21 protein-coding genes and 1 pseudogene are annotated in these 23397 nt (G+C 53.7%); 12 read left to right on the top strand and 10 right to left on the bottom strand.

The window, feature by feature from the left end; all coding sequences use genetic code 11:
- Positions 1-161 precede the first annotated feature (161 nt).
- The 3 genes from efeU to efeB all read left to right on the top strand — a co-directional run bounded on the left by efeU (position 162) and on the right by efeB (position 3566).
- On the top strand, positions 162-986 hold the full coding sequence (gene efeU, locus ACTHSX_RS02355; RefSeq protein ID WP_049322979.1) for an iron uptake transporter permease EfeU: 825 nt from the start codon (positions 162-164) through the stop codon (positions 984-986).
- 12 nt (positions 987-998) lie between these two features.
- Positions 999-2165, top strand: coding sequence for an iron uptake system protein EfeO (efeO, locus tag ACTHSX_RS02350; RefSeq protein WP_049322978.1), 1167 nt, complete (start codon positions 999-1001; stop codon positions 2163-2165).
- A gap of 135 nt (positions 2166-2300) precedes the next feature.
- Positions 2301-3566 carry an iron uptake transporter deferrochelatase/peroxidase subunit gene (gene efeB / locus ACTHSX_RS02345; protein ID WP_063068633.1) on the top strand — a complete coding sequence of 422 codons (1266 nt, stop codon included), beginning with the start codon at positions 2301-2303 and terminating at the stop codon, positions 3564-3566.
- 78 nt (positions 3567-3644) lie between these two features.
- Here the strand turns inward: efeB and ACTHSX_RS02340 are convergent, their stop codons facing one another.
- From ACTHSX_RS02340 to ACTHSX_RS02330, 3 genes are all read right to left on the bottom strand, one after another.
- On the bottom strand, positions 3645-4112 hold the full coding sequence (locus ACTHSX_RS02340) for a CinA family protein (RefSeq protein ID WP_440376702.1): 468 nt from the start codon (positions 4110-4112) through the stop codon (positions 3645-3647).
- A gap of 76 nt (positions 4113-4188) precedes the next feature.
- Positions 4189-5034 (bottom strand): mechanosensitive ion channel family protein, encoded by an 846-nt coding sequence (locus tag ACTHSX_RS02335; protein WP_188208997.1) that lies wholly within the window; start codon positions 5032-5034, stop codon positions 4189-4191.
- Between the two features lie 113 nt (positions 5035-5147).
- The gene (locus ACTHSX_RS02330; RefSeq protein WP_440376701.1) at positions 5148-6149 is read right to left on the bottom strand and encodes a thiamine ABC transporter substrate-binding protein; all 1002 of its coding nucleotides are present in this window, start codon (positions 6147-6149) and stop codon (positions 5148-5150) included.
- 64 nt (positions 6150-6213) lie between these two features.
- On the opposite strand from ACTHSX_RS02330, the gene ACTHSX_RS02325 reads away from it, so the two are divergent.
- From ACTHSX_RS02325 to glmS, 4 genes are all read left to right on the top strand, one after another.
- Positions 6214-6861: a pyrimidine 5'-nucleotidase gene (locus ACTHSX_RS02325; RefSeq protein WP_440376700.1), complete on the top strand. Its 648-nt coding sequence runs from the start codon at positions 6214-6216 to the stop codon at positions 6859-6861.
- 61 nt (positions 6862-6922) lie between these two features.
- A complete protein-coding gene (locus tag ACTHSX_RS02320; protein WP_003686634.1) occupies positions 6923-7207 on the top strand; it encodes a membrane lipoprotein lipid attachment site-containing protein in 285 nt (94 codons plus the stop codon).
- A 98-nt stretch (positions 7208-7305) separates the two neighbouring features.
- Positions 7306-8679 (top strand): bifunctional UDP-N-acetylglucosamine diphosphorylase/glucosamine-1-phosphate N-acetyltransferase GlmU, encoded by a 1374-nt coding sequence (gene glmU / locus ACTHSX_RS02315; RefSeq protein WP_440376699.1) that lies wholly within the window; start codon positions 7306-7308, stop codon positions 8677-8679.
- A gap of 161 nt (positions 8680-8840) precedes the next feature.
- Positions 8841-10679 (top strand): glutamine--fructose-6-phosphate transaminase (isomerizing), encoded by a 1839-nt coding sequence (gene glmS / locus ACTHSX_RS02310; protein ID WP_440376698.1) that lies wholly within the window; start codon positions 8841-8843, stop codon positions 10677-10679.
- A gap of 77 nt (positions 10680-10756) precedes the next feature.
- Here the strand turns inward: glmS and ACTHSX_RS02305 are convergent, their stop codons facing one another.
- From ACTHSX_RS02305 to ACTHSX_RS02295, 3 genes are all read right to left on the bottom strand, one after another.
- Entirely contained in the window at positions 10757-11116 is a 360-nt protein-coding gene (locus tag ACTHSX_RS02305) for a DUF2628 domain-containing protein (protein ID WP_314590543.1), read from the bottom strand.
- 131 nt (positions 11117-11247) lie between these two features.
- Positions 11248-12546 (bottom strand): M16 family metallopeptidase, encoded by a 1299-nt coding sequence (locus ACTHSX_RS02300; protein ID WP_440376697.1) that lies wholly within the window; start codon positions 12544-12546, stop codon positions 11248-11250.
- Between the two features lie 58 nt (positions 12547-12604).
- Positions 12605-13954: a M16 family metallopeptidase gene (locus tag ACTHSX_RS02295; RefSeq protein ID WP_440376696.1), complete on the bottom strand. Its 1350-nt coding sequence runs from the start codon at positions 13952-13954 to the stop codon at positions 12605-12607.
- A gap of 193 nt (positions 13955-14147) precedes the next feature.
- Between ACTHSX_RS02295 and ACTHSX_RS02290 the strand changes: the two genes are divergently transcribed.
- A complete protein-coding gene (locus ACTHSX_RS02290) occupies positions 14148-15326 on the top strand; it encodes a phosphoglycerate kinase (protein WP_004519232.1) in 1179 nt (392 codons plus the stop codon).
- Between the two features lie 133 nt (positions 15327-15459).
- Here ACTHSX_RS02290 and yccS read toward each other — a convergent pair whose 3' ends face one another.
- From yccS to ACTHSX_RS02275, 3 genes are all read right to left on the bottom strand, one after another.
- The gene (gene yccS, locus ACTHSX_RS02285; RefSeq protein ID WP_440376695.1) at positions 15460-17625 is read right to left on the bottom strand and encodes a YccS family putative transporter; all 2166 of its coding nucleotides are present in this window, start codon (positions 17623-17625) and stop codon (positions 15460-15462) included.
- Positions 17626-17790: 165 nt separating this feature from the next.
- The gene (locus ACTHSX_RS02280; RefSeq protein WP_039861910.1) at positions 17791-19020 is read right to left on the bottom strand and encodes a PilT/PilU family type 4a pilus ATPase; all 1230 of its coding nucleotides are present in this window, start codon (positions 19018-19020) and stop codon (positions 17791-17793) included.
- 86 nt (positions 19021-19106) lie between these two features.
- Positions 19107-20153 carry a type IV pilus twitching motility protein PilT gene (locus tag ACTHSX_RS02275; protein WP_070606632.1) on the bottom strand — a complete coding sequence of 349 codons (1047 nt, stop codon included), beginning with the start codon at positions 20151-20153 and terminating at the stop codon, positions 19107-19109.
- Between the two features lie 117 nt (positions 20154-20270).
- Here ACTHSX_RS02275 and ACTHSX_RS02270 point away from each other — a divergent pair, with 117 nt between their 5' ends.
- The 4 genes from ACTHSX_RS02270 to dksA all read left to right on the top strand — a co-directional run bounded on the left by ACTHSX_RS02270 (position 20271) and on the right by dksA (position 23051).
- The gene (locus ACTHSX_RS02270) at positions 20271-20966 is read left to right on the top strand and encodes a YggS family pyridoxal phosphate-dependent enzyme (protein ID WP_440376694.1); all 696 of its coding nucleotides are present in this window, start codon (positions 20271-20273) and stop codon (positions 20964-20966) included.
- Positions 20967-21042: 76 nt separating this feature from the next.
- A complete protein-coding gene (gene proC, locus ACTHSX_RS02265; RefSeq protein ID WP_440376693.1) occupies positions 21043-21840 on the top strand; it encodes a pyrroline-5-carboxylate reductase in 798 nt (265 codons plus the stop codon).
- 2 nt (positions 21841-21842) lie between these two features.
- Positions 21843-22400, top strand: a complete 558-nt coding sequence (locus ACTHSX_RS02260; RefSeq protein ID WP_440376692.1) for a YggT family protein — start codon at positions 21843-21845, stop codon at positions 22398-22400.
- Positions 22401-22634: 234 nt separating this feature from the next.
- Positions 22635-23051 (top strand): RNA polymerase-binding protein DksA, encoded by a 417-nt coding sequence (dksA, locus tag ACTHSX_RS02255; protein ID WP_049350731.1) that lies wholly within the window; start codon positions 22635-22637, stop codon positions 23049-23051.
- A 244-nt stretch (positions 23052-23295) separates the two neighbouring features.
- Here the strand turns inward: dksA and ACTHSX_RS02250 are convergent.
- Positions 23296-23397: pseudogene (locus tag ACTHSX_RS02250) on the bottom strand (IS5/IS1182 family transposase); the annotation flags it as partial.

Here is a 23397-nt window from a genome sequence, read left to right as displayed (position 1 = left end):
AAATTCAGACGGCCTTTTAGTTTTTATTGATTACGTTCGTTATTTTCTTTTAAAAATCTTAATAAATATAGGGTTATTAGAAAATGAAAATAATTTGCGTTATTAACGCATAAAGCGTTATAAATGCGTTAACAAATAAACGTTTCACTTTAGAGTTTTTTATGCTGATTGCTTTATTGATTATGCTGCGCGAGGGCATCGAAGCCGCCCTGATTGTCGGCATTGTTGCCAGTTTTTTGAAACAGTCGGGACACAGCGAGCTGATGCCGAAGGTTTGGCTGGGCGTGTTTTTGGCTTCGGTCATGTGTTTGGGTATTGGTTACGGCATTCATTCCGCTACTGGCGAGATTCCGCAAAAAGAACAGGAATTGGTGGTCGGCGTCATCGGCCTGGTGGCCGTGGCCATGCTGACGTACATGATTTTGTGGATGAAAAAGGCTGCACGTTCGATGAAACAACATCTTCAGGATTCTGTTCAGTCGGCCTTGAACCGCGGCAGCGGCCAGGGGTGGGCCTTAGTCGGCATGGCGTTTTTGGCTGTGGCGCGCGAAGGTTTAGAGAGCGTGTTTTTCCTGCTGGCCGTGTTCCAGCAAAGCCCGACGTGGTCTATGCCGATAGGCGCGGTATTAGGGCTGTTGGTGGCGGTTGTCATCGGTACGCTGATTTATCAGGGCGGTATGCGCCTGAACTTGGCGAAATTTTTCCGTTGGACGGGCGCGTTTTTGATTGTAGTGGCGGCCGGTCTGCTGGCCGGTTCGTTTCGCGCGCTGCATGAGGCCGGCGTATGGAATGTGATGCAGGATATTGCTTTCGACACATCGAAATATTTGCATGAAGACAGCCCTTTAGGCGTGCTGCTCGGCGGTTTCTTCGGTTATACCGACCACCCGACCGAAGGCGAAGTCCTGATTTGGCTGCTGTATCTGGTTCCCGTCATGATTTGGTTTTTGCGCGGCAGTGCGCCAGCAAAAACGTTAACTAAATAAAAAGGAATGAAAGTGAAAAAATTCAATCTGACTGCTTTGTCCGTAATGTTGGCTCTGGGTTTGACCGCGTGTCAGCCGCCTGAAGCCGAGAAAGCCGCGCCTGCCGCTTCAGGCGCATCCGCTGCCGCCAATGCCGACGGTTCGGTCAATATCGGCGTGAACGATACTGCTTGTGAACCAATGGAATTGACCGTCCCCAGTGGCCAAGTTGTGTTCAATATTAAAAACGACAGCGGCCGCAAGCTGGAATGGGAAATCCTCAAAGGCGTGATGGTGGTGGACGAGCGTGAAAACATTGCCCCGGGTTTATCCGACAAAATGACCGTTACCCTGCTGCCGGGCGAATATGAAATGACTTGCGGCCTGTTGACCAATCCGCGCGGTAAGCTGATTGTTACCGACAGCGGCTTCAAAGATACTGCCAACGAAGCCGATTTGGAAAAACTGGCGCAACCGCTCGCCGACTATAAAGCTTACGTTCAAGGCGAGGTTAAAGAGCTGGTGGCGAAAACCAAAACCTTTACCGAAGCCGTTAAAGCCGGCGACATTGAAAAGGCCAAATCCCTGTTTGCCGCCACCCGCGTCCATTACGAACGTATCGAACCGATTGCCGAGCTTTTCAGCGAACTCGACCCCGTCATCGATGCGCGTGAAGACGACTTCAAAGACGGCGCAAACGACGCGGCCTTTACCGGTTTCCACCGCATCGAACACGCTTTGTGGGTGAAAAAAGATGTATCTGGCGTGAAAGAAACCGCCGACAAACTCTTTAAAGACGTTGAATCCCTGCAAAAAGAAATCGACGCCCTTTCCTTCCCACCGGGCAAAGTGGTCGGCGGCGCGTCCGAACTGATTGAAGAAGTGGCCGGCAGTAAAATCAGCGGCGAAGAAGACCGTTACAGCCATACCGACTTGAGCGACTTCCAAGCCAATGTGGAAGGCTCCAAAAAAATCGTTGATTTGTTCCGTCCGCTGATCGAAGCCAAAGACAAAGCGTTGTTGGAAAAAACCGATGCCAACTTCAAACAGGTTGAAGACATTTTGGCGAAATACAAAACCCCGAACGGTTTCGAGCTGTATGACAAACTGAGCGAAGAAGACCGCAAAGCCCTGCAGGCGCCGATTAATGCCTTGGCAGAAGACTTGGCCAAACTGCGCGGCATTTTGGGTTTGAAATAAGATAACGCGTTTTCAGACGGCCTTTGGATATTGAAAGGCCGTCTGAATCTTATTGTTGTCCACACAAAATATGCTTGAAAACCAACCTTACTTCACACGATTGCAATCTTTCCGTTCCCTGCCAAGGAGCAGACCATGAGCCAAAACAAACAACCGGCACAACCCGAAAAACGAACCCTTTTCAAAACTGCCCTTGCCGCCGGCGCCATCGGCGTTGCCGGTTATTTTGCCGGTAAAAAACAAGGCGAAGCCGCCGCCGAGACCCAAAACAACCAACATTCCGAGCTGGCCTATCCGTGTTACGGCGAGCATCAGGCAGGCATCGTTACGCCACACCAGCTCTTCGGCATCATGTGTGCCTTTGACGTTACCGCCAAAGACGCCAAACAACTTGAAAACCTGTTCCGCGCCCTGACCGCCCGCATCGAATTCCTCACCCAAGGCGGCGAATACCAAGACGGCGACGACAAGCTCCCGCCTGCGGGCAGCGGCATCCTCGGCAAACAATTCCGCCCCGACGGACTGACAGTTACCGTCGGCGTCGGCAGCAGCCTCTTTGACGACCGCTTCGGCCTCAAAGACAAAAAGCCGAAACACCTGCAGGAAATGCGCGACTTCCCCAACGACAAACTCCAAAAATCTTGGTGCGACGGCGACCTCAGCCTGCAAATTTGCGCATTCTCCCCCGAAACCTGCCAAGCCGCCCTGCGCGACATCATCAAAAACACCGCCCAGTTTGCCGTCATCCGTTGGAGCATAGACGGTTGGCTGCCTAAAGCCGAACCCGGCGCCATTGCTGCGCGCAACCTTTTAGGTTTCCGCGACGGCTCCGGCAATCCCAAAGTCGAAGATCCCAAAGTCGCCGATCAAGTCCTGTGGACAGGCGTTGCCGCCAACAGCTTGGACGAACCGGCATGGACGAAAAACGGCAGCTATCAGGCCGTCCGCCTCATCCGCCACTTTGTCGAATTTTGGGACCGCACCCCGATGCAGGAACAAACCGATATTTTCGGTCGGCGCAAATACAGCGGCGCACCCATGGACGGTAAAAAAGAGGGCGACACCGCCGATTTTGCCAAAGACCCCGACGGCAAAATCACGCCCAAAGACAGCCATATGCGCCTTGCCAATCCGCGCGATCCTGAGTTCATGAAAAAACACCTGCTCTACCGCCGCGCCTTCAACTACTCGCGCGGCCTCGCCGCCAACGGCCAACTCGATGTCGGCTTGGTGTTCATCTGCTATCAGGCCAACCTTGCCGACGGCTTCATCTTCGTGCAAAACCTGCTCAACGGCGAGCCGCTGGAGGAATACATCAGCCCATTTGGCGGCGGCTATTTCTTCGTCTTGCCGGGTGTCGAAAAAGGCAGCTTCCTCGGCAAAGAGCTTTTGGGCGTATAAATCCGCTGATGGTTTGAATAGATAAAAAGGCCGTCTGAAACCTGATTTCCAGATTTCAGACGGCCTGTGTTTTTTCTATCAAACCAAATGTTCCGCTAAGAAAGCCAATGCGTATTCGACGGCTTGTGTCCTTACTGCTTCGCGGTTGCCTGTGAAAAGCACGGTTTGCTCAAACGAACCTTCGGGCGTGGCCAGGCCGAACCAGACTGTGCCGACCGGTTTGGCCGCGCTGCCGCCGCTAGGGCCGGCGATGCCGGAAATACTCAAGGCGTAATCTGCCTGCGCCACGGCTTTTGCGCCACGTGCCATTTCATAGACGGTCTCGCGGCTGACCGCGCCGTGGTTCAGCAAGGTGTCGGGCATGACGCCGAGGCGGTCTTGTTTGGCTTGGTTGCTGTATGTGACGAAGCTCTGATGAAACCATTGCGAGCTGCCGGAGAGGGAGGTCAGCGCACCGGCAAGCAGGCCGCCGGTGCAGGACTCGGCGCAGGTAACGGTTTGACGGCGGCTGGTCAGGTGTTCGGCGATGGTTTGCAGATGGGACATGGCGGCTCCTTATGGAAAAGGGTGGAATGGGGCGGGCGTTTGACCCGCCGGGTTTCAGACGGCCTGAAAGCTGAAATCAGTCTTTCGGCTGAATGAGGTGGACATCACATTGTGGGAATGGGATGTTGATGTTGGCTTCGCGCAGATTTTCGACGATCTGCTCGTTCAGGGCGAATCGGAATGGGCCGAGATTTTCTTCTTGCGTCCACGCCCAAAGGGTGATTTCGATGGCGCTGTCGCCAAGGTTGGTAATGTATACGACGGCAGGTCGTTCTTCGGTTTGAACACACAATGGATGGTCGGTTGCCGCTCTCAATACGGCGGCTTTGGCGGCTTTCAAGTCGCAGGCGTAATCGACGCCGACAACGACTTGGGCGCGGCACAGGGGCAGGGAGGAGCGGTTGGTGATGCTGTTGGTCATGACCACGCTGTTGGGTAGGACGACTTCTTCGTTGTCCGGCGTGCTCAAAGAGGTCTGCACCATTTTGATTTCTCGGACGATACCTTCAAAACCGTTGACGCGGATAAAGTCGCCGACTTTAAATGGGCGGAACAGGATAATCAGCACGCCGGCGGCGAAGTTGGACAGTTGGTCTTTCAAAGACAAAGCCACGGCCAAGCCTGCGCCACCGATCAAGGCGGTCACGGAAGTGGTCGGAATACCGAGTTTACCCAGTGCGGCGATGATGATGAGGATCAGCAGGCCGATGTTGGCGACGTTGCCGAGGAAGCTGACCAGCGTTTTATCGACTTTGGCGCGCGTCAGTGCGGTTTTCATCAGTGTCACCACGCGCGTGGTGACCCAGCGGCCGATAAAGAAGATGGCTAAGGCGGCCAGCAGGTTCATGCCGAAAGACATGCCGGTTTGGGCGAGTTGTTCCCAACCGGAGAAGGGGGAGAGGGATTGAAGATCGAAATTCATAATTGTGTATGCGTGTGAAGTTGTTTAAAAGGTCATTGTAAAACAAGGCCGTCTGAAAAACTAATGATTTGTTTTTTCAGACGGCCTTTAATCTTTCTTAAATCTTTTTCAGCTTAACGTAAAACGGTTTTGCTCCAACGGCTCACCCATTGTTTTTGTTTGGTGTTGATGTCGGCGCGGTTGGGGGAATCGCTGTGTTTCGGGGTTTGGGCAAACTCGAATACTTTGGGCAGCGGCGTGTTTTTGGCAGCCGGATAGACCCACATTTCGGCAGGCAGGGCTTGTTGCACTTCGCCGCTTTGCAGCCAGCTCACCAGTTTGGCCGCCAGTTCGGGTTGTTTTGCGCCTTTCAAAACGGCCGCGCCTTCAACTTGGCGGAATGTGCCGCCTTTGAGGAAGAGGTTGCCGGTGGGCGGAGTGCTGTATTTGCCTTTGGAGTAGTGGACTTCGGCCGCCGGACTGGTGGCATAGCTGACCACGAGGGGATAGGCGCCGCCGTTTTGGGTGAAGTCGGTGTAGTAGGCTTCGCTCCAGCCTTTGGCGACTTTCACGCCGTTTTGGCGCATTTGCGCCCACCATTTGAACGCGCCTTCTTCACCCATGCCGCCGATGTTGGCCAAGAGGAAGGAGAGGCCGGGCGAGGATGTGGCGGGAGACGGGGTTACCAGAAGGTTTTTATATTCCGGTTTGGTCAAATCTTGCAGGGTTTGCGGCAGGGGCAGTTTTTTCTGTTCAAACCATTTTTTGTCGTAGTTGATGGCGACATAGGCGTAATCGACAGCCAGCGCATCGGGCAGGGAGGCGGTTACGGGTGCGGATTTGGGTTGGCTGGCGGCGAGGATGCCGGCGGCTTTGGCTTTGCCGATGTTGGCGTTGTCCAAACCGTAAACTGCATCGGCAATCGGGTTGGCCTTGCTCAAAATCAGCTTGTTGAGCATTTCGTTGCCGCTGCCTGCCTTGATGACGGACACTTTGGCATCGTTGGCTTTTTCAAATTGTGCGATGACGGATGGGGGCAGGCTGAAGGATTTGTGTACGGCCAAACGCACTTCGGTTTGGGCGTACAGGTTTGCCGAAGCCAGCAACAGGGCGAGGGCGGACAATTTCAGTTTCATTCTCTTTCCTTTGTACGGGTAAAATACGAAATATCATAACAAAATCTGCATATCAAGGCACGATATGAATCATTCCCCCGTTTGGCTGTTTGACCTCGACAATACTTTGCACAATGCCGAAGCCGGCATTTTCTACATCATCAACCGCGCCATGACCGAATACATGGCAGGCCGTCTGAAGCTTTCCGAAGAGGCCGCCTCCCAACTGCGCCAAGATTATTGGCACCGATACGGCGCGACGCTTGCCGGTTTGCAAATCCACCATCCCGAAGTCGATATCGATGAATTTTTGCGTGAAAGTCACCCGCTTAAGCAAATTTTGGCAAAGGTGGAGGGTATGGATGGAACTGATGACGTTTTAGGCCGTCTGAAAGGGCGAAAAGCCGTGTTTTCCAACGGGCCTTCGTTTTATGTCCGCGCATTGGTTGAAGCGTTGGGCTTGGAAGCGCATTTTGACGGCTTGTTCGGCACGGACGACTTCGGCCTGCTCTACAAACCCAATCCGCAAGCCTATCTCAACGTCTGCCGCCTGTTGGGCGTCAAACCCGAACAGTGCATTATGGTGGACGACAGCGCCGACAATCTGCACCAAGCCAAAGCCTTGGGCATGAAGACCGTTTGGTATGGCAAAAACGCCCATCCGTTGCCATTTGCCGACGGCATAGCGAAAGATATGCAGGGTTTGCTTGAATTTTGCACAAAACTGCCGTGAAGTTTTGAAAAAACAAGTACAATACACGGTATTGCCGACATTTAAAAACAAGGACAACATCATGCGTAAACTCGCTTTAATTCTGACCGCCGCCGCCGTTTTGGCCGGTTGCTCTTGGGAAACCTACACCAACGAATCCGGCCGTACCGCCGTACGCCAAAAATATGCTACCGGCACACCTATCGTTTATCAGGACGGTACTTATTCTAAAAACATGAATTACAACCAGTTCCGTCCCGAGCGCCGCGCCGTCCAATCCAATCAAGCGGATCATGCCGAACACGGCGAACGCGGCCAGCACTGGCAAAAACCGCAATTTGCCAACCAACAGCCAGCAACCGAATAACAATATCCCCAAGGCCGTCTGAAACGGAGTGAAAAACAATCAACACTTGTTGCCACATTTTTCAGACGGCCTCAAACAACGACAACGGAAACCGTATCATGGCTCAGACAGCTTTAAATATCGTCATCCTCGCCGCCGGCAAAGGCACGCGCATGTACTCCAAAATGCCCAAAGTGCTGCACCGCATCGGCGGCCTTCCCATGGTTGAGCGTGTTATCGACACCGCCGCCTCCCTGAATCCCCAAAACATCTGCGTCGTCATCGGCCACGGCAAAGAGCAAGTCTTGGACACCGTCAAACGCGATGTTGTTTGGGTTGAACAAACCGAACAGCTCGGTACCGGCCACGCCGTCAAAACCGCCCTGCCGCACCTGTCTGCCGAAGGCCGCACGCTGGTGTTGTACGGCGACGTCCCCCTGATTGACGCAGCCACCCTCGAAACCCTGCTCGAAGCCGCAGGCGACGAAGTCGGCCTGTTGACCGACGTGCCCAATGACCCGACAGGTTTGGGCCGCATCATCCGCGACAGCAACGGCAGCGTAACTGCTATTGTCGAAGAAAAAGACGCCGATGCCGCCCAAAAAGCCGTGAAAGAAATCAATACCGGCATTTTGGTTCTGCCTAATGCCAAACTCGAAGCTTGGTTGAACAGCCTTTCCAGCAACAATGCACAAGGCGAATACTATCTGACCGACCTCATCGCCAAAGCCGTTGCCGACGACATCAAAGTTCATCCCGTCCAAGTCCGCGCCTCCCATCTGGCCGCCGGCGTGAACAACAAACTCCAACTGGCCGAACTCGAGCGTATTTTCCAAACCGAACAGGCGCAAGAATTGCTCAAAGCAGGCGTAACCCTGCGTGATCCGGCACGTTTTGATTTACGAGGCCGTCTGAAACACGGACAAGATGTCGTGATTGACGTCAATGTCGTAATCGAAGGCGAAGTCGAACTCGGCGACAACGTCGAAATCGGTGCCAACTGCGTGATCAAAAACGCCAAAATCGGTACCAACACCAAAATCGCCCCATTCTCCCATTTTGAAGGTTGCGAAGTCGGCGAAAACAACCAAATCGGCCCATACGCCCGTTTGCGTCCGCAAGCCAAACTGGCCGATGACGTACACATCGGTAACTTCGTCGAAGTCAAAAACGCCACCATCGGCAACGGCACCAAAGCCAACCACCTCACCTACATCGGTGATGCCGAGATCGGCAGCAAAACCAACTTCGGCGCCGGCACGATTATTGCCAACTACGACGGCGTGAACAAACACAAAACCGTCATCGGCGACGAAGTACGCATCGGTTCAAACTGCGTACTGGTTGCCCCTGTCACCCTCGGCAACAAAGTGACGACAGGCGCGGGCAGCGCGATTACCCGCAACTGCGAAGACGGCAAACTTGTTCTCGCCCGTTCTCGCCAAACCGTCATCGAAGGCTGGGTGCGTCCGGAAAAAGGCGATAAGAAGTAAGGCCGGTCTTTTATTTACTTTCAGACGGCCTTGAGAAACAACAGGCCGTCTGAAATCCAGATTTGCCGTTTCAATGAATATAAAACGGCGTTTTCCGACTGCCGCTTTCGGGAGCCGGAGCAGCAGTCATTTTCTCAAACTTTTGATACTAAGGAACTTATATGTGCGGTATCGTAGGTGCTATTCGCGCCAATCACAATGTAGTCGATTTTCTGACCGACGGTCTCAAACGCCTTGAATATCGAGGCTACGATTCGTCGGGTATCGCCGTCAACATGGACGGCAAAATCAAACGCGTCCGCCGTGTCGGCCGTGTGCAGCTGATGGAAGATGCGGCACGCGAAAAAGGCGTGTTCGGCCATATCGGCATTGGTCACACTCGTTGGGCAACCCACGGCGGTGTAACCGAGCCTAACGCCCACCCCCACATTTCCGGCGGCATGATCGCGGTTGTCCACAACGGCATCATCGAAAACTTTGAAGCCGAACGCGAACGCCTGCAAGCGTTGGGTTACACCTTCGAATCACAAACCGATACCGAAGTCATCGCCCACAGCGTCAACCACGAATACACGCAAAACGGCGGCAAACTGTTTGAAGCCGTCCAAGCTGCGACTGCCCGTTTCCACGGCGCATACGCCATTGCCGTTATCGCACAAGACAACCCTGAACAAATGGTTGTTGCGCGCATGGGCTGCCCGCTGTTGGTGGCCTTGGGCGACCAAGAAACCTTTATCGCTTCCGACGTATCTGCCGTGATCGCCTTTACCCGCCGCATCGCTTACTTGGAAGATGGCGACATCGCCCTGCTGAATGCAAACGGTATCGAAAAACTGCTCGACAAAACCGGTGCGCAAACCGAACGCGCGATTAAAGTGTCCGAGTTGTCTTTGGCTTCTTTAGAGTTGGGCCCATACAGCCATTTCATGCAAAAAGAAATCCACGAACAGCCCCGCGCCATTGCCGATACTGCCGAAGTCTTCTTGGACGGCGGTTTTGAACCTGAAAACTTCGGCGCGAGTGCACGCGAAGTGTTCGACGATATCCACAGCATCAAAATCCTTGCCTGCGGTACGTCCTACTATGCCGCGTTGACCGCCAAATACTGGCTCGAATCCATCGCCAAAGTGCCGACCGACGTGGAAATCGCCAGCGAATACCGCTACCGCGACGTGATTGCCGATCCGAAACAATTGGTCATCACCATTTCCCAATCCGGTGAAACCCTAGACACCATGGAAGCCCTGAAATACGCGCAATCCTTGGGACACAAACACAGCCTGTCTATCTGTAATGTTATGGAATCCGCCCTGCCGCGCGAAAGTGAATTGGTACTGTACACACGCGCCGGCGCAGAAATCGGCGTTGCCTCTACCAAAGCGTTCACGACCCAACTGGTTGTCCTGTTCGGCTTGGCCGTTACCTTGGGCAAACAACGCGGTCTGGTTTCCGACGAACAATCGCGTGAATACGTCGAAGAATTGCGCCAACTGCCGGGCAGCATCCAACACGTTCTCAACCTTGAGCCGCAAATCGCCGCTTGGGCGCAAAAATTTGCCAAGAAAACCAGCGCGCTCTTCTTGGGTCGCGGCATCCACTTCCCAATCGCCCTTGAAGGCGCATTGAAGCTGAAAGAGATTACCTATATCCACGCCGAAGCGTATCCTGCGGGTGAGTTGAAACACGGCCCGTTGGCATTGGTGGACGAGAACATGCCAGTTGTCGTGATTGCTCCGAACGACAGCCTGTTGGACAAAGTAAAAGCCAATATGCAGGAAGTCGGCGCACGCGGCGGCGAACTCTTTGTCTTCGCCGACCTCGACAGCAACTTCAACGCCACCGAAGGCGTGCACGTTATCCGCGCCCCACGCCACGTCGGCGTACTCTCGCCGATTGTGCACACCATCCCTGTGCAACTCCTGTCTTACCACGCCGCGCTTGCCCGTGGCACAGACGTGGACAAACCGCGCAACTTGGCTAAATCGGTAACGGTTGAATAAGCAATAAACCGGTTAAAAAAGGCCGTCTGAAACCTGTTTCAAGGTTTCAGACGGCCTTTTTATTTTAAGAATCCGATTTATTTTTCGTATTCAGAAATGTATTGTGCAACAGCAGCTTCAGGATTACTGGCCTGAATGACTTTAGGCGCTTCTTGATAGCCACGTTTTCTCAGATTTCCTTCACGCAGTTTGTTGCCTTGTAAGCCAAGTACAATACCTACACCGAAGCCAAGTGCGCTGATGAGGCTTCCCATGGTTTGATTTTCACCGGCGATTAAATTCAAAATTATAAATACAACAAAGATTCCGATACCCAAACCCCATATTTTTTTCACGCATGCCCAGATGCCACCAAAGAGAAATGCAGGCCAAGACCAACCTTGTTTGACAGCTTCATATTGACCTGTCGGATTTTTGAATATCTTGTAAGTTTTCATGAAATATATTCCTTTTACGATCAAAAAGTGAAGAAACAAGTAATTGTATCACGATAACATAAATGATTTGAATAATTAGGAAAACAGGCCGTCTGAAAAATCTTTCAGACGACCTATCGTTTTAAAGCGTTTTATTCTGCGCCGACAACGACGGTGTTGAGGTCTTTGAATTTGACGCGGCGTTGCCATGCGTCGCGGACTTGTTCGACGGTCAGGCTGTTGATGGCTTTGGGATAGACTTCCAAGTAGTCGTTGGGCAGGTCGTAGAGGCCGATCAGGCTCAGGTAGTTGAGCAGTTTGTCGTTGGAGTCGTAGCGCAGGGGGAAGCCGCCGACGATGTTGGCTTTGGCCTGTTTCAGCTCGGCTTCGGTCGGGCCTTCGGCGATAAACTGCTCGATGACGGCTTGGGTGTCGGCCAGTGAGGCTTTGGTGTTTTTCTTTTGGGTGGAGTAGGAAATGGTAAACGTGCCCTCTTCTGTCGCCGGGGCGAGGCTGCTGTATACGCCGTAGGTGTAGCCGTGTTGGTCGCGCAAAACTTTCATGAGGCGGCTGTCGAAACCGCCGCCGCCGAGGATGTAGTTGCCGGCAATGAGGGCGTAATAGTCGGGGTCATGGCGTTTGAAGAGGGAAGTGCCGAGCAGGACTTGTGCCTGCGTGCCGGCAAAGGGGATGTCGCGGCGTTGGGCGGCTTGTTTCGGAACGGGCGGGATGGCATGGGTTGCGGTGGCTTTGGCCGGCAGGTCTTTGAGGACGCGTTCGACCAGTTGCTCTGCCTGTTTGCGGTTGAGGTCGCCGACGATGGCGACGATGGCGTTGTCTTTGCCGTAGTGGGTGCGGTGGAAGGCGCGGATGTCGTCCAGACTAACGTTTTTGAGGCTGTCAACGGTTACGTTTGCGCCGCTGCCGTAGGGGTGGTTCGGGTAGATGAGCTTGGTCAGTTCGCGCGTGGCGGTGTAGTCGGGGGTGGTTTCCTGTTGTTGCAAGCCGGTAATGGATTGGATTTGACGGCGGCGGAAAACGGCTTCGTCAAAGCGCGGACGGGTCAGCGAGTGGTTGAGCAAGTTGGCGGCTTTGTCGCGGATGTCGGCTTTGCTGAGGCTGCGGAAGCCTGCGGATGCGCTTTCGGCATTGCTGTCGCTGCTGATGTGCGCGCCGATGTTGTCGGCTTCGGCATTGAAGGCTTCTTCGTCCAGCTCTTGGGTGCCGTCGGTCAGGAGGGCGGCGGTAAATTCGGCAACTTGGCTTTTGCCGTCCGGATTGGCGACGCTGCCTGCGCCCTTGAAGCTGACTTCAAGGTCGATGATGGGGTTTTCGTGGCGTTCGACAAGGAGGATTTGGGTGCCGTCGCGGTTGCGCCAGCGTTGGATGTCGGTGGCGGCTTGGACGCTTAAGGGCAGGAGTAGGGCAAGGGCGAGCAGGGTGGGTTTCATGTTGTGGCTTTCTGTTAAGGCCGTCTGAAAGGGTATAAGCTTTCAGACGGCCTGATGTTTATCGGCGTTTGGCAGCTTTTTTGCTTGGCGCGGCGGCAGGTTTTTGCGGCTCGATGATGACGGTACTCATGCGCTCGTCGGTCAACATCCGGGCGGCGGCCTGTACTTCTTGCGCGCTGACTGCCTGTAAGCGGCGGTGGATTTCTTGTTCGTCGGTATATTGGAAACCGCGCGCTTCGAGGCGGCCCATCATGGAGGCTTGGGAAGACATGGAGTCTTTGGCGTAGATTTCGTTGACCGCTGCTTGGGTTTTGACGCGCTGCAATTCTTCTTCGGAAACGCCGTTGTCGGCAATGTCTTTGATTTCTTGGCGCAACTGGGCAATCAGAGTATCGGTTTTCACGCCTTCGGCAGGCATGGCCATTACGCTGAACAGCGGCATTTCACGGCTGATGATGTCGTAATGCGTTCCTGCGTTCAATGCGGTTTGCTTGCCGCGCACGAGGTTTTTGTCAAAACGGCTGGACGCGTTGCCTGCCAAAATATCGGAGAGGACATCGAGGGCAAAAGGCATTGCGTCATCGAATTTTTGGAGTTTCGGTACACGGAAGTTGATGGCAATCAGCGGCTGGTGTGTGACCGGAGAAGTGGCTTTGACTGTAACAGGCTTGCGCAAATAGGGTTCGGTATGGAGTTTGTTGCGCGGCGGCTGGGCTTTGGCGGGAATATCGCCAAAGAGTTTGGCGGCCGTCTGAAGCGTTTGTTTGGCATCGACATCGCCGACAATGACCAATACGGCATTGTTGGGCGCGTAATATTGTTTGTACCACGCGCGCAGGTCGTCGGCTTTTAGGGTGTGTAAATCTTTCATGTAGCCGATGACGGAGGCGCGCATGGACGGTTGGGTAAAGGCGGCAAGATAGGCTTGTTCCCACATTTTGCCGTCGGCCGTGTCTTCCGTGCGCTGGCGGCGTTCTTCACGGATGACGTTCATCTCGTTGAGGAATTCTTTGTCGCTGAAGTTGAGGTTGTGCATGCGGTCTGCCTCGAGCTTCAGAATCTCGGGCAGGTTGGTGGCGGCGACGTTTTCGTAATACACCGTTTCATTGCGGCTGGTGTAGGCATTGTTTTGTCCGCCCAGCTCGGATACGCGGCGGTTGAATTCGCCGGAGGGAACGTCTTTCGTGCCTTTAAACATCATGTGTTCCAAAGCGTGGCTCAGGCCGCTTTTGCCCGGTTTTTCATCCACGCTGCCGATTTTGTACCAAATCTGCGAAACGGCCACAGGCGCGCGGTGGTCTTCTTTGACGATGATTTTCAGACCGTTGGGCAGGGTTTCAGAAAGCGTCTGCGCCCATGAGGCGGCAGGCAGCGCGAAGGCAAGCATTAAAGCAATTCGGCGTAACATGGTTTAATCCGTAAAATGAAAATCAATCGCCAAAGTATAGCGGAAAATCTGAAAGATTGGCCGAATGTTTCAGACGGCCTGGGCCTTATCTGCTGATTCACATCAAGCGCGGCCGTTGCCAATCTTTACCGTCGCCCCTCATTCGCGGATAATCCCAAACATTCCCGTTTCCAACCATCACAAAGGAATCATCATGGCATTTTTGAAACTGACCGAACAAAATGTTCAAGGCAAAACCGTTCTGATCCGCGCCGATATGAACGTACCGTTTAAAGACGGCAACATCAGCGACGACACCCGTATCCGCGCTTCGCTCGCATCCATCAAATACTGCTTGGACAACGGCGCATCTGTGATCGTGATGACCCACCTCGGCCGTCCGACCGAAGGCGAATTCCATCCTGAAGACGATGTGGCGCCTGTTGCCGCGCATTTGGGCAAACTGTTGGGCAAAGACGTGAAAGTATTGAACGACTGGCGTGAAAACAAACCGACTTTGAACGCCGGTGATGTTGTGATGTTGCAAAACGTGCGCATCAACAAAGGCGAGAAGAAAAACGACTTGGAGCTGGGCAAAGCCTACGCTTCTTTGTGCGACGTGTTCGTCAACGACGCATTCGGTACCGCCCACCGCGCCCAAGCTTCGACTGAAGCCGTTGCCCAAGCCGCACCGGTTGCCTGCGCCGGCGTACTGATGGCGGGCGAACTTGATGCTTTGGGCAAAGCCCTGAAACAACCGGCTCATCCGATGGTTGCCATCGTTGCCGGCAGCAAAGTGTCCACCAAACTGACCATCCTCGAATCTTTGGCCGACAAAGTCGACCAACTCATCGTCGGTGGCGGCATTGCCAATACCTTCCTGTTGGCAGAAGGCAAAGCCATCGGCAAATCTTTGGCGGAACACGATTTGGTAGAGGAATCCAAAAAAATCATGGCGAAAATGGCGGCCAAAGGCGGCTCTGTTCCGCTGCCGACCGATGTGGTTGTCGCTAAAGCCTTTGCCGCCGATGCGGAAGCGGTGGTGAAAGACATTGCCGACGTTGCCGAAGACGACATGATTTTGGACATCGGCCCGAAATCCGCCGCTGCTTTGGCCGATTTGCTCAAAGCTGCTGGTACGGTCGTATGGAACGGCCCGGTCGGCGTGTTTGAGTTTGACCAATTTGCCGGCGGTACCAAAGTATTGGCTGAAGCGATTGCCCAAAGCGATGCGTTCTCGATTGCCGGCGGCGGCGACACTTTGGCGGCGATTGCCAAATTCGGCGTAACCGATCAAATCAGCTACATCTCTACCGGCGGCGGCGCGTTCCTTGAGTTCTTGGAAGGCAAAGAGTTGCCTGCTGTTGCTGCTTTGGAAAAACGTGGCGCATAATCGGTTTTAATATCGATGGCTGAATAAAGGCCGTCTGAAATCTGGAAATCAGGTTTCAGACGGCCTTTTGTTTTGGTTTTTATTCGAGTAAGTGTTTAGCTGGATTCAATGCCGATGATGGGCAGACTTGTTGCTAAACAGGCTGGAAAGTGTCCGGCTCTTTTCCTACGGCCTCTACGTCGGCTTGTCGGTGCAATGCCTGATAGCACGGGGTAAGCTGGCGGATGATCAGGTCGAGCTGGTGTTTGAGGATGTGGTCTTGCTGCGCTTGTGTGTTTTGTTCAAGCTCGGCAAATTCCTGACGGATTTGGGTCATGGCCGTTTCAAAAGCCTCGGGGTCGGTTTGGGGCATTTGGGTCAGCAACTCGGCGATGTGATGGATCAGCTTGGCATAGGGCGCAAAGCCGTCGTTGCCGTCGATTCGGACTTGATCGCGGTATGCGCCGAGCGCGGAAATGTGGCCGGTCAGCGCATAGCTGGTTTTGAGCAGGGTAAAACCGTCTTGCAGGCGGTCTTGGTATTTTTTTGGGTTGCTGCTCATGTCGGACAGTGTGCTGCTGAGGGCGGCGATGCTTTCGTGGGCTTGGCGGCGGGTGAGGCGGTAGTCGAAATCGTCGCGGCTGCTGTTTTGCAGCTGGTCGAGGATGGCGTCGAGATAGCGGCCGTTGGCAGTGATGGTTTGGGCGGCAGTGTGGCTGAGGGTCAGGTAACGCCAATCGGGCCAGAGGTAGGTGGCGGCGGCCCATGCGATAACGGAACCGACGATGGTGTCGATGATGCGGATGGGCATGGCGTGGTACACGTCCAAACCGGCAAGCGAGAGGCTGGTCAGGGCTTGGATGGTGATGAAGAAGGTGGAGAAGCTGTATTTGTAGCTTCGGGTCATGAAAAATAGGGTGGTGCTGGCGATGACAATCCAGAGCTTGGTTTCAACAGACGGGGTGAAGTAGGGGACGAGCGAACCGACAATTACGCCGAGAATCGTACCGGCAATACGTTGGTACACGCGGCTTTTGGTAGCGGTGTAGTTGGGCTGGCAGACGAAAAGGGCGGTCAGCAGAATCCAGTAGCCGAGGTTGAGATGAAGGATTTCGACAATGATGCAGGCTGCGGCCACGACGATGGAGAGGCGGGTGGCATGGCGGAATACGCCGGAGTCGAAATTGAGCTGGCTGAGGACGGTCTCGCCAATATTGCGGAAATTGGTGTTTTCAAGGGCGGCGATGCGGGTGTCTGCGTTGTCGTTTTCGGCAAGGGACGCATCGTTTTGCAGTTGCCGCAGTTGGTAATCGACGCTGCTGAGGTTGTCGAGCAGGCGGCGGATATTGTGGAGGTTGGCATTGTCGGCATGGGTCTCGGCAAAATGGCTGAGGGATTGGCGGCAGCCTTCCATGGCGCGGCCGAGGCGTTTGCTGTATGCGTAGGGTTTGTTGTTGCGCAGGGAGGAGGCAACATTGCGGCACGCCTGGCCTTGCATTTCGAGCAGGCGGCGGATGCGGAAGATGAGGTCGGTGTTTTTGAGCTGCTCGGCCATTTCGCTGTAATCGACGTGGGCGGAGCTGATGCGTTCGTGTATGTCTTGCGCGCAGAGGTAGTAGCGCAGCATTTTGGCGGTACGCGGATGGCGGTGTTGGCCGCGCAATCGGTAGAAAAGTGCGCCGCGGCATTGGTTGAAGGCGGTAATCACGCCGGTGTTGCTCATGGCCAAGTCGATTTGGCGGTTGCCCAACCATGCGGCTTCGTCGGGATCGAAAAAGTCGGCTTTGGCATCGAAGTAGTTGCTGAGTGCGTCGTAGGCGTTGGCGACGGTTTCTTGAACGGGGCGGTGGGGCAGGATGATTTGGAAGATCAGGGTGTTGACGCTGTATAGGACAGTGCCCAACAGAATCATGACGGGGTTGGTCAGCCAGTAGGTCTCGGGGGTGTAGGTCAGCGTGGTGTAGGTGGCGACGGCGAGCGCACCGAAAGCGAAGGTGCGGTATTTGAGGCCGACGGTGCCGAGGATGGTGAAGCCGAAAGTCATCAGGGTCATGGCCAAGATGAAGGGAACGCCTGTGCCGATGGTGCTTTGGGCAAGCAATGAGGAGAGGGTGAACAGGGCAACGGTGATGACGATGTTTTTCAGACGGCCTGTGAGGCGGTTGTCCAAATCGACTAAACCGCCGGCAATAATGCCGAGTACGAAGGGCATAACCAGTTTGGGCGTGTCGAAGTGCCAAACGAGGGTGGCGGCGATGAACACGCTGGCGAAGACGGGCAGGGAGGCAATGATCAGAGGTTTGAGCGGCGGAGTTTTCATGCTGGTGTTGTTTATTATTCGTTATGAGGTGAATGATTGGATTTTAACAGGATTTTCAGTCGGTTTCAGAATGCTTGAAATAGGATAAGGCCGTCTGAACGGATACGGGGAAATACTTGATTTCGTTTCCACATCCGTTCAGACGGCCTTGTTTGGCTTGCGCCATTAGGTCATCAGGTTGAGGTCGCTGATGCGGTCGTAGAGACGCTCGGTATTGTTGCCCTCGTCGTGCATTTGAATGCGCAGGCGCAAATCGTTGGCGGATACTGCTTGGCGCAGGGCTTCGCTGAGTTCGATTTGGCCTTGTGCGTAGAGGTTGAAGAGGTTTTGGTCGAACGTCTGCATGCCGTTGCTGCCGGAGCGTGCCATCAGGTCGCGAATTTCCAGCAATTCGCCTTTGAAAATCAAGTCCTGCATGGCCGGAGTATTGAGCAGGAGGTCGGTAACGGCTGTGCGTTGGCGGTTTTTCTTGATGGTGAGGCGTTGGCCGATGATGCCGACGAGGTTTAACGCCAAATCCATCAAAACCTGTTGGCGGCGGTCTTCCGGATAGAAGTTGATGATGCGCTCGATGGTTTGGGAAGCTGTGCTGGCATGGATGGTGAAAACGCACAGATGGCCGGTTTGAGCCAGTTGGAGGGCGTATTCCATGCTTTCTTCACTGCGGACTTCGCCGATACAGACGACGTCGGGTGCTTGACGCATGGCGCTTTGAACGGCGATTTTCCAGTTGTCGGTATCGATGCCGATTTCGCGCTGGGTGAAGATGCTGCGGCAAGGTTTGTAGATAAACTCGATGGGGTCTTCGATGGTAACGATATGGCCGGGCAGCTTTTGGTTGCGGTAGTTGAGCATGGAGGCCATGGTGGTGGATTTACCCGAACCGGTCGGGCCGGCGAGGATCAGCAGGCCGCGCGGCGCAAGGGCAAGCTCTTGGAGCTTTTCGGGCAAGCCGAGGGTCTTCATCTCGGGAATGTCTTGGCTGACGCGGCGTAATACCATGCCGACGCGGCCTTGCTCGTGGTAGGCGTTGACGCGGTAGCGCGTGTTGCTGCGCGATTGGACGGAATAGTTAATTTCCCAGTCACGATTGAAGGCTTCGAGCTGGTCGGGGTTCATGGTGGATTCGGCGATGGCGGCGGTATCTGCGCCGGTCAGCGCTTTGTGGGGCATGGGCGTGAGGGTGCCTCCGACTTTGATGGCAGGGGGAAAGCCTGCGCTGATGAAGATGTCGGATGCGTTGCGTTTTTCGGCCTCTTCACACATGCGGTCGAGCAGGGGATGAAGATGCGTGCCGATTTCGGCCGGAGTGGGGATGTGCGGTGCTTGGTTTTTTTGTGAGTAGGCTTGCACCATTTCGCTTAACAGGTCGTGCAGAGGGGCGAGGTCGCTCATGATGATTCTCTTTAAAACAGGTATTCGGTCAGGCTGAAAGGCCGTCTGAAAACGGGATGATGGAGTTCAGACGGCCTGAGTATGGTTTAGAAAATAGAGAGGTTTTCGATGTTTTGCGCCTTGCTGCGTGCCAGCTCGGGGCTGATGGTGCCTTGGCGGACAAGGGTTTGCAGGGCTTGATCGAGGGTTTGCATACCGTGGGCCTGACCGGTTTGGAGGGCGGCGTTGATTTGGGCGATTTTGTTCTCGCGGATGAGGTTGCGCACGGCCGGTGTGGAAATCAGGATTTCGTGTGCAGCGACACGGCCGTTGCCGTCGCGGGTTTTCAGCAGGGTTTGGGAAATGATGGCACGCAAGGATTCGGACAACATAGAGCGCACGATTTCTTTTTCGCCTGCAGGGAATACGTCGACAATACGGTCGATGGTTTTGGCGGCGCCGGTCGTGTGCAGCGTGCCGAAAACCAAGTGGCCGGTTTCGGCGGCGGTCAGGGCGAGGGAGATGGTTTCAGGGTCGCGCATCTCACCGATCAAAATCACGTCTGGGTCTTCGCGCAGGGCGGAACGCAGGGCGTTGGTGAAGCTGTGGGTGTGTTGATGCAGCTCGCGCTGGTTGATGAGCGCCTTTTTGCTTTGGTGGACGAACTCAATCGGGTCTTCGATGGTCAGAATGTGGGCCGGTTGGGTTTCGTTGATGTAGTTGACCATCGCCGCCAGTGTGGTGGATTTACCCGAACCGGTCGGGCCGGTTACCAAGACCAAACCGCGCGGATTTTCGGCAATTTTTTGGAAAATGCGCGGCGCACGCAATTCTTCCAGCGTCAGGACGGTGCTCGGAATGGTACGGAATACGGCGGCCGGGCCGCGTTCGGTCATAAAGGCGTTGACGCGGAAACGGGCAACATTAGGCAGCTCAAATGAGAAATCGACTTCAAAATCCTGCTGATAGAGCTTGCGCTGGTGGTCGTTCATGACCGAGGTAATCATGGTACCGACTTCTTCCGAGCTCATCTCGGGCAGGTTGATGCGGCGGATGTCGCCGTGTACGCGTATCATGGGGGAAATGCCCGAACTCAAATGGAGGTCGGAGGCTTTGTTTTTCACGCCGAACGCGAGTAAGTCGGTAATCTGCATAATGTGGCCTTATTTTGGTTTAGAATAATAAAATCGCTTTATTTTAAATAGATAAATCCGTTCGACCAAGTAAAATTTTCAAAATGCCGAGTGATGAACGGGTTAAAGGAGAAAACCATGTCGGTATTGCAACAAAACTATCAGGACGTATGCCGGGCGCTTGAACAGGCGGCTGAGGCTGTCGGACGGCCTACGGGTGCGGTGAAGCTGGTAGCGGTCAGTAAGACGTTTCCGGCAGACGATATCCGCAAAGTGTATGCGGCCGGTCAGCGCGATTTCGGCGAGAACTATATTCAGGAATGGTTTGAAAAAACGGAAACGCTGGCTGATTTGCCGGATATTGTTTGGCACGTTATCGGCGATGTGCAGTCTAATAAAACCAAATTTGTGGCCGAGCGCGCACATTGGGTACATACGATAGGCCGTCTGAAAACGGCGCGGCGCTTGAGCGAACAAAGGCCGTCTGAAATGCCGCCGTTGCAGGTGTGCATTGAAGTGAACATTGCCGCGGAAGAGGCGAAACACGGTGTGGCGCCCGATGAGGCGGTTGCACTGGCCCTTGAAGTGGCCAAGTTACCGAATATTAAAGTGCGCGGATTGATGTGTGTGGCCAAGGCCGACAGCAGCGACGATGAGTTGCGCAGCCAGTTTCATACCATGCAACGGCTGTTGGCTGAGTTGAATGCGGCTGGCGTTGAAGCAGATGTTTTGTCTATGGGTATGTCCGGAGATATGCCAATCGCGGTAGAATGCGGCGCAACCCATGTCCGCATCGGCAGTGCGATTTTCGGCAAGCGGCATTATCCTCAATAAAAGTAATAGGCCGTCTGAACAGGGCAGACAGCAGTTTCAGACGGCCTGATCGATATCACAAAGGAGTGACATATATATGAATATCTATTTTCTCGGCGGTGGCAATATGGCGACTGCCATTGCAGGCGGTTTGGTCAAACAAGACGGTTATCGTGTCCACATTGTCGAACGCGGCGCCGAAAGACGAGCGCAACTGGTGCAAGAATTGGGCGTAGCCACTTCTGAAAACCTGCCCGAATTGAGTGCGGACGATGTCCTTATTCTCGCCGTCAAACCGCAAGACATGCAGGCAGCCTGTCAAAACATCCGTTTAAATGGCGCGTTGGTGTTGTCCGTAGCGGCTGGATTGTCCATCGATACCCTCAGCCAGTATTTGGGCGGCACACGCCGTATCGTACGCATCATGCCCAATACGCCGGCCAAAATCGGTTTGGGCGTATCCGGTATGTTTGCCGATGCAGGCGTTTCAGAAGCCGACCGTACAGCTGCCGACGGCATCATGTGCTCTGTGGGCACGACCGTTTGGCTGAACGAGGAAGAGCAACTCCACAATATTACCGGCATCAGCGGCAGCGGCCCCGCCTATGTTTTCTATCTGTTGGGCGCGCTCCAAAATGCGGCTTTGGCACAAGGTTTTAACGAACAAGACGCACGCGAACTGAGCCTCGCCACATTTAAAGGCGCAGTGGCTTTGGCCGAACAAACCGGCGAAGCATTCGCGCAATTACAGCAAAACGTGACTTCCAAAGGCGGCACGACACACGAAGCCATCGAAACCTTCAAAGCCCGTCACGTTGCCGAAGCTATCGAACAGGGCGTAGAAGCCTGCGTCAAACGTTCGCAAGAAATGGCGCAACAATATAAGGCCGTCTGAACATGCGCGGCGACTTGCTCTTATTATTGGCAGACGCTATTGCCATCCTGTGTATCACGCGCTTTTTGCTCCGATACGCAGGATTGGCAGCAGAACACCCCCTGCTCAAATTCAGCATACAGGCAACAGGCTGGCTGACCAAACCTTGGCAAAAAGCATTTCCATTCGGCGAGAAAACCGATTGGTACTGCCTGCCCGCAGGTTTTCTGGTGTACTACCTTGCCTGTACCGCCATTATTTTCATCTCGCCGGCGCTGTCCATCAGCAATAAGCTGATTTTGGCAAATTTTTGGTTTGCCGTACTCCATATGTTGAAAGCCGTGGCCTATACATTACTTATCGGTCTGATTATTAGAATGGTGGCCAGCATACAAGGTCGCTATTCGCCGTTGACTTATGCCATCGAACGAATCCTGCAGCCATTGCTCAAACCGTTTTCCTTCTTGCGCGTAGGACGATACGATTTTTCAGGCAGTTTGTTGGCACTCTTATTATGGTTGTGGCTGGCCCGATGGTTTCCCCAACTTATCCAGCAAACCAACCTATGGTTGCTTCAATAGGCTGTCTGAAAGCGCAGCAGGCATTAACGACCAAAAATACAACGTCCTAAAAAGCGCTTTAATACATTTAGGTGTAAGGTAGTGCAAAAAAGTGCAAATCGAAATATAAAGAACAAATGAATAGGTAAAACGTGATATGATTTCGCCCAATTTCCAAAACGGAAATTCAAGAAAACCCAATAAAAGCAAACCCGTAGCATCCAAATCATTAACAACAAACCGAAAGCAGACACCATGGCAAAGCTGACAGAACAAGATATTTTAAACTGGGATGGTCCTGAAGAGGACTACATGAACAGCGACCAATTGGCCTTCTTCCGCGAACTACTGGTTAAAATGCAAGAAGAACTGATTGAAAATGCAAACACCACTACCGGCCATCTTCAAGAGCACGAATCCGCCCCCGATCCTGCCGACCGGGCTACTCAAGAAGAAGAATACGCTTTAGAACTGCGCACTCGCGACCGAGAGCGTAAACTTCTCAATAAAGTTCAAGCGACTATCCGCAGCATCGACGAAGGTAATTACGGTTTCTGTGCCGATACCGGCGAACCCATCGGCCTCAAACGTCTGCTGGCACGTCCGACCGCGACATTATCCGTAGAAGCGCAAGAGCGACGCGAACGAATGAAAAAACAGTTCGCCGACTAAAAATATAAAGATAGAAACCTCAAAAGGCCGTCTGAAAGAGCAATTCAGACGGCCTTTGTTTTGTGTTTTTTTGTATGTATGGATAGTGTAGAAAGGTTGAGACCTTTGCAAAAAAGTCTTTCCCCCGACAGCCGAAACCTAAATAAAGATTTTCGGCTGTTTTTGTTTCAAATATCCACTGATTCTACTCAAATACCTCCTTAATCCCCCTTGGATACCTGATAATCAGGCATCCGGCCGCTTTTTAGGCGGCAACAGGCGCACTTAGCCTGTTGGCGGCTTTCAAAAGGTTCAAACACATCGCCTTTAGATGGCTTTGTGCACTCACTTTGCTCAGTCCGAAATA

The organism is Neisseria sp. P0014.S002 (genome assembly GCF_051958295.1).
Taxonomy (GTDB): Bacteria; Pseudomonadota; Gammaproteobacteria; order Burkholderiales; family Neisseriaceae; genus Neisseria; species Neisseria flavescens_B.
This window is presented reverse-complemented; position numbering and strand designations above follow the sequence as displayed.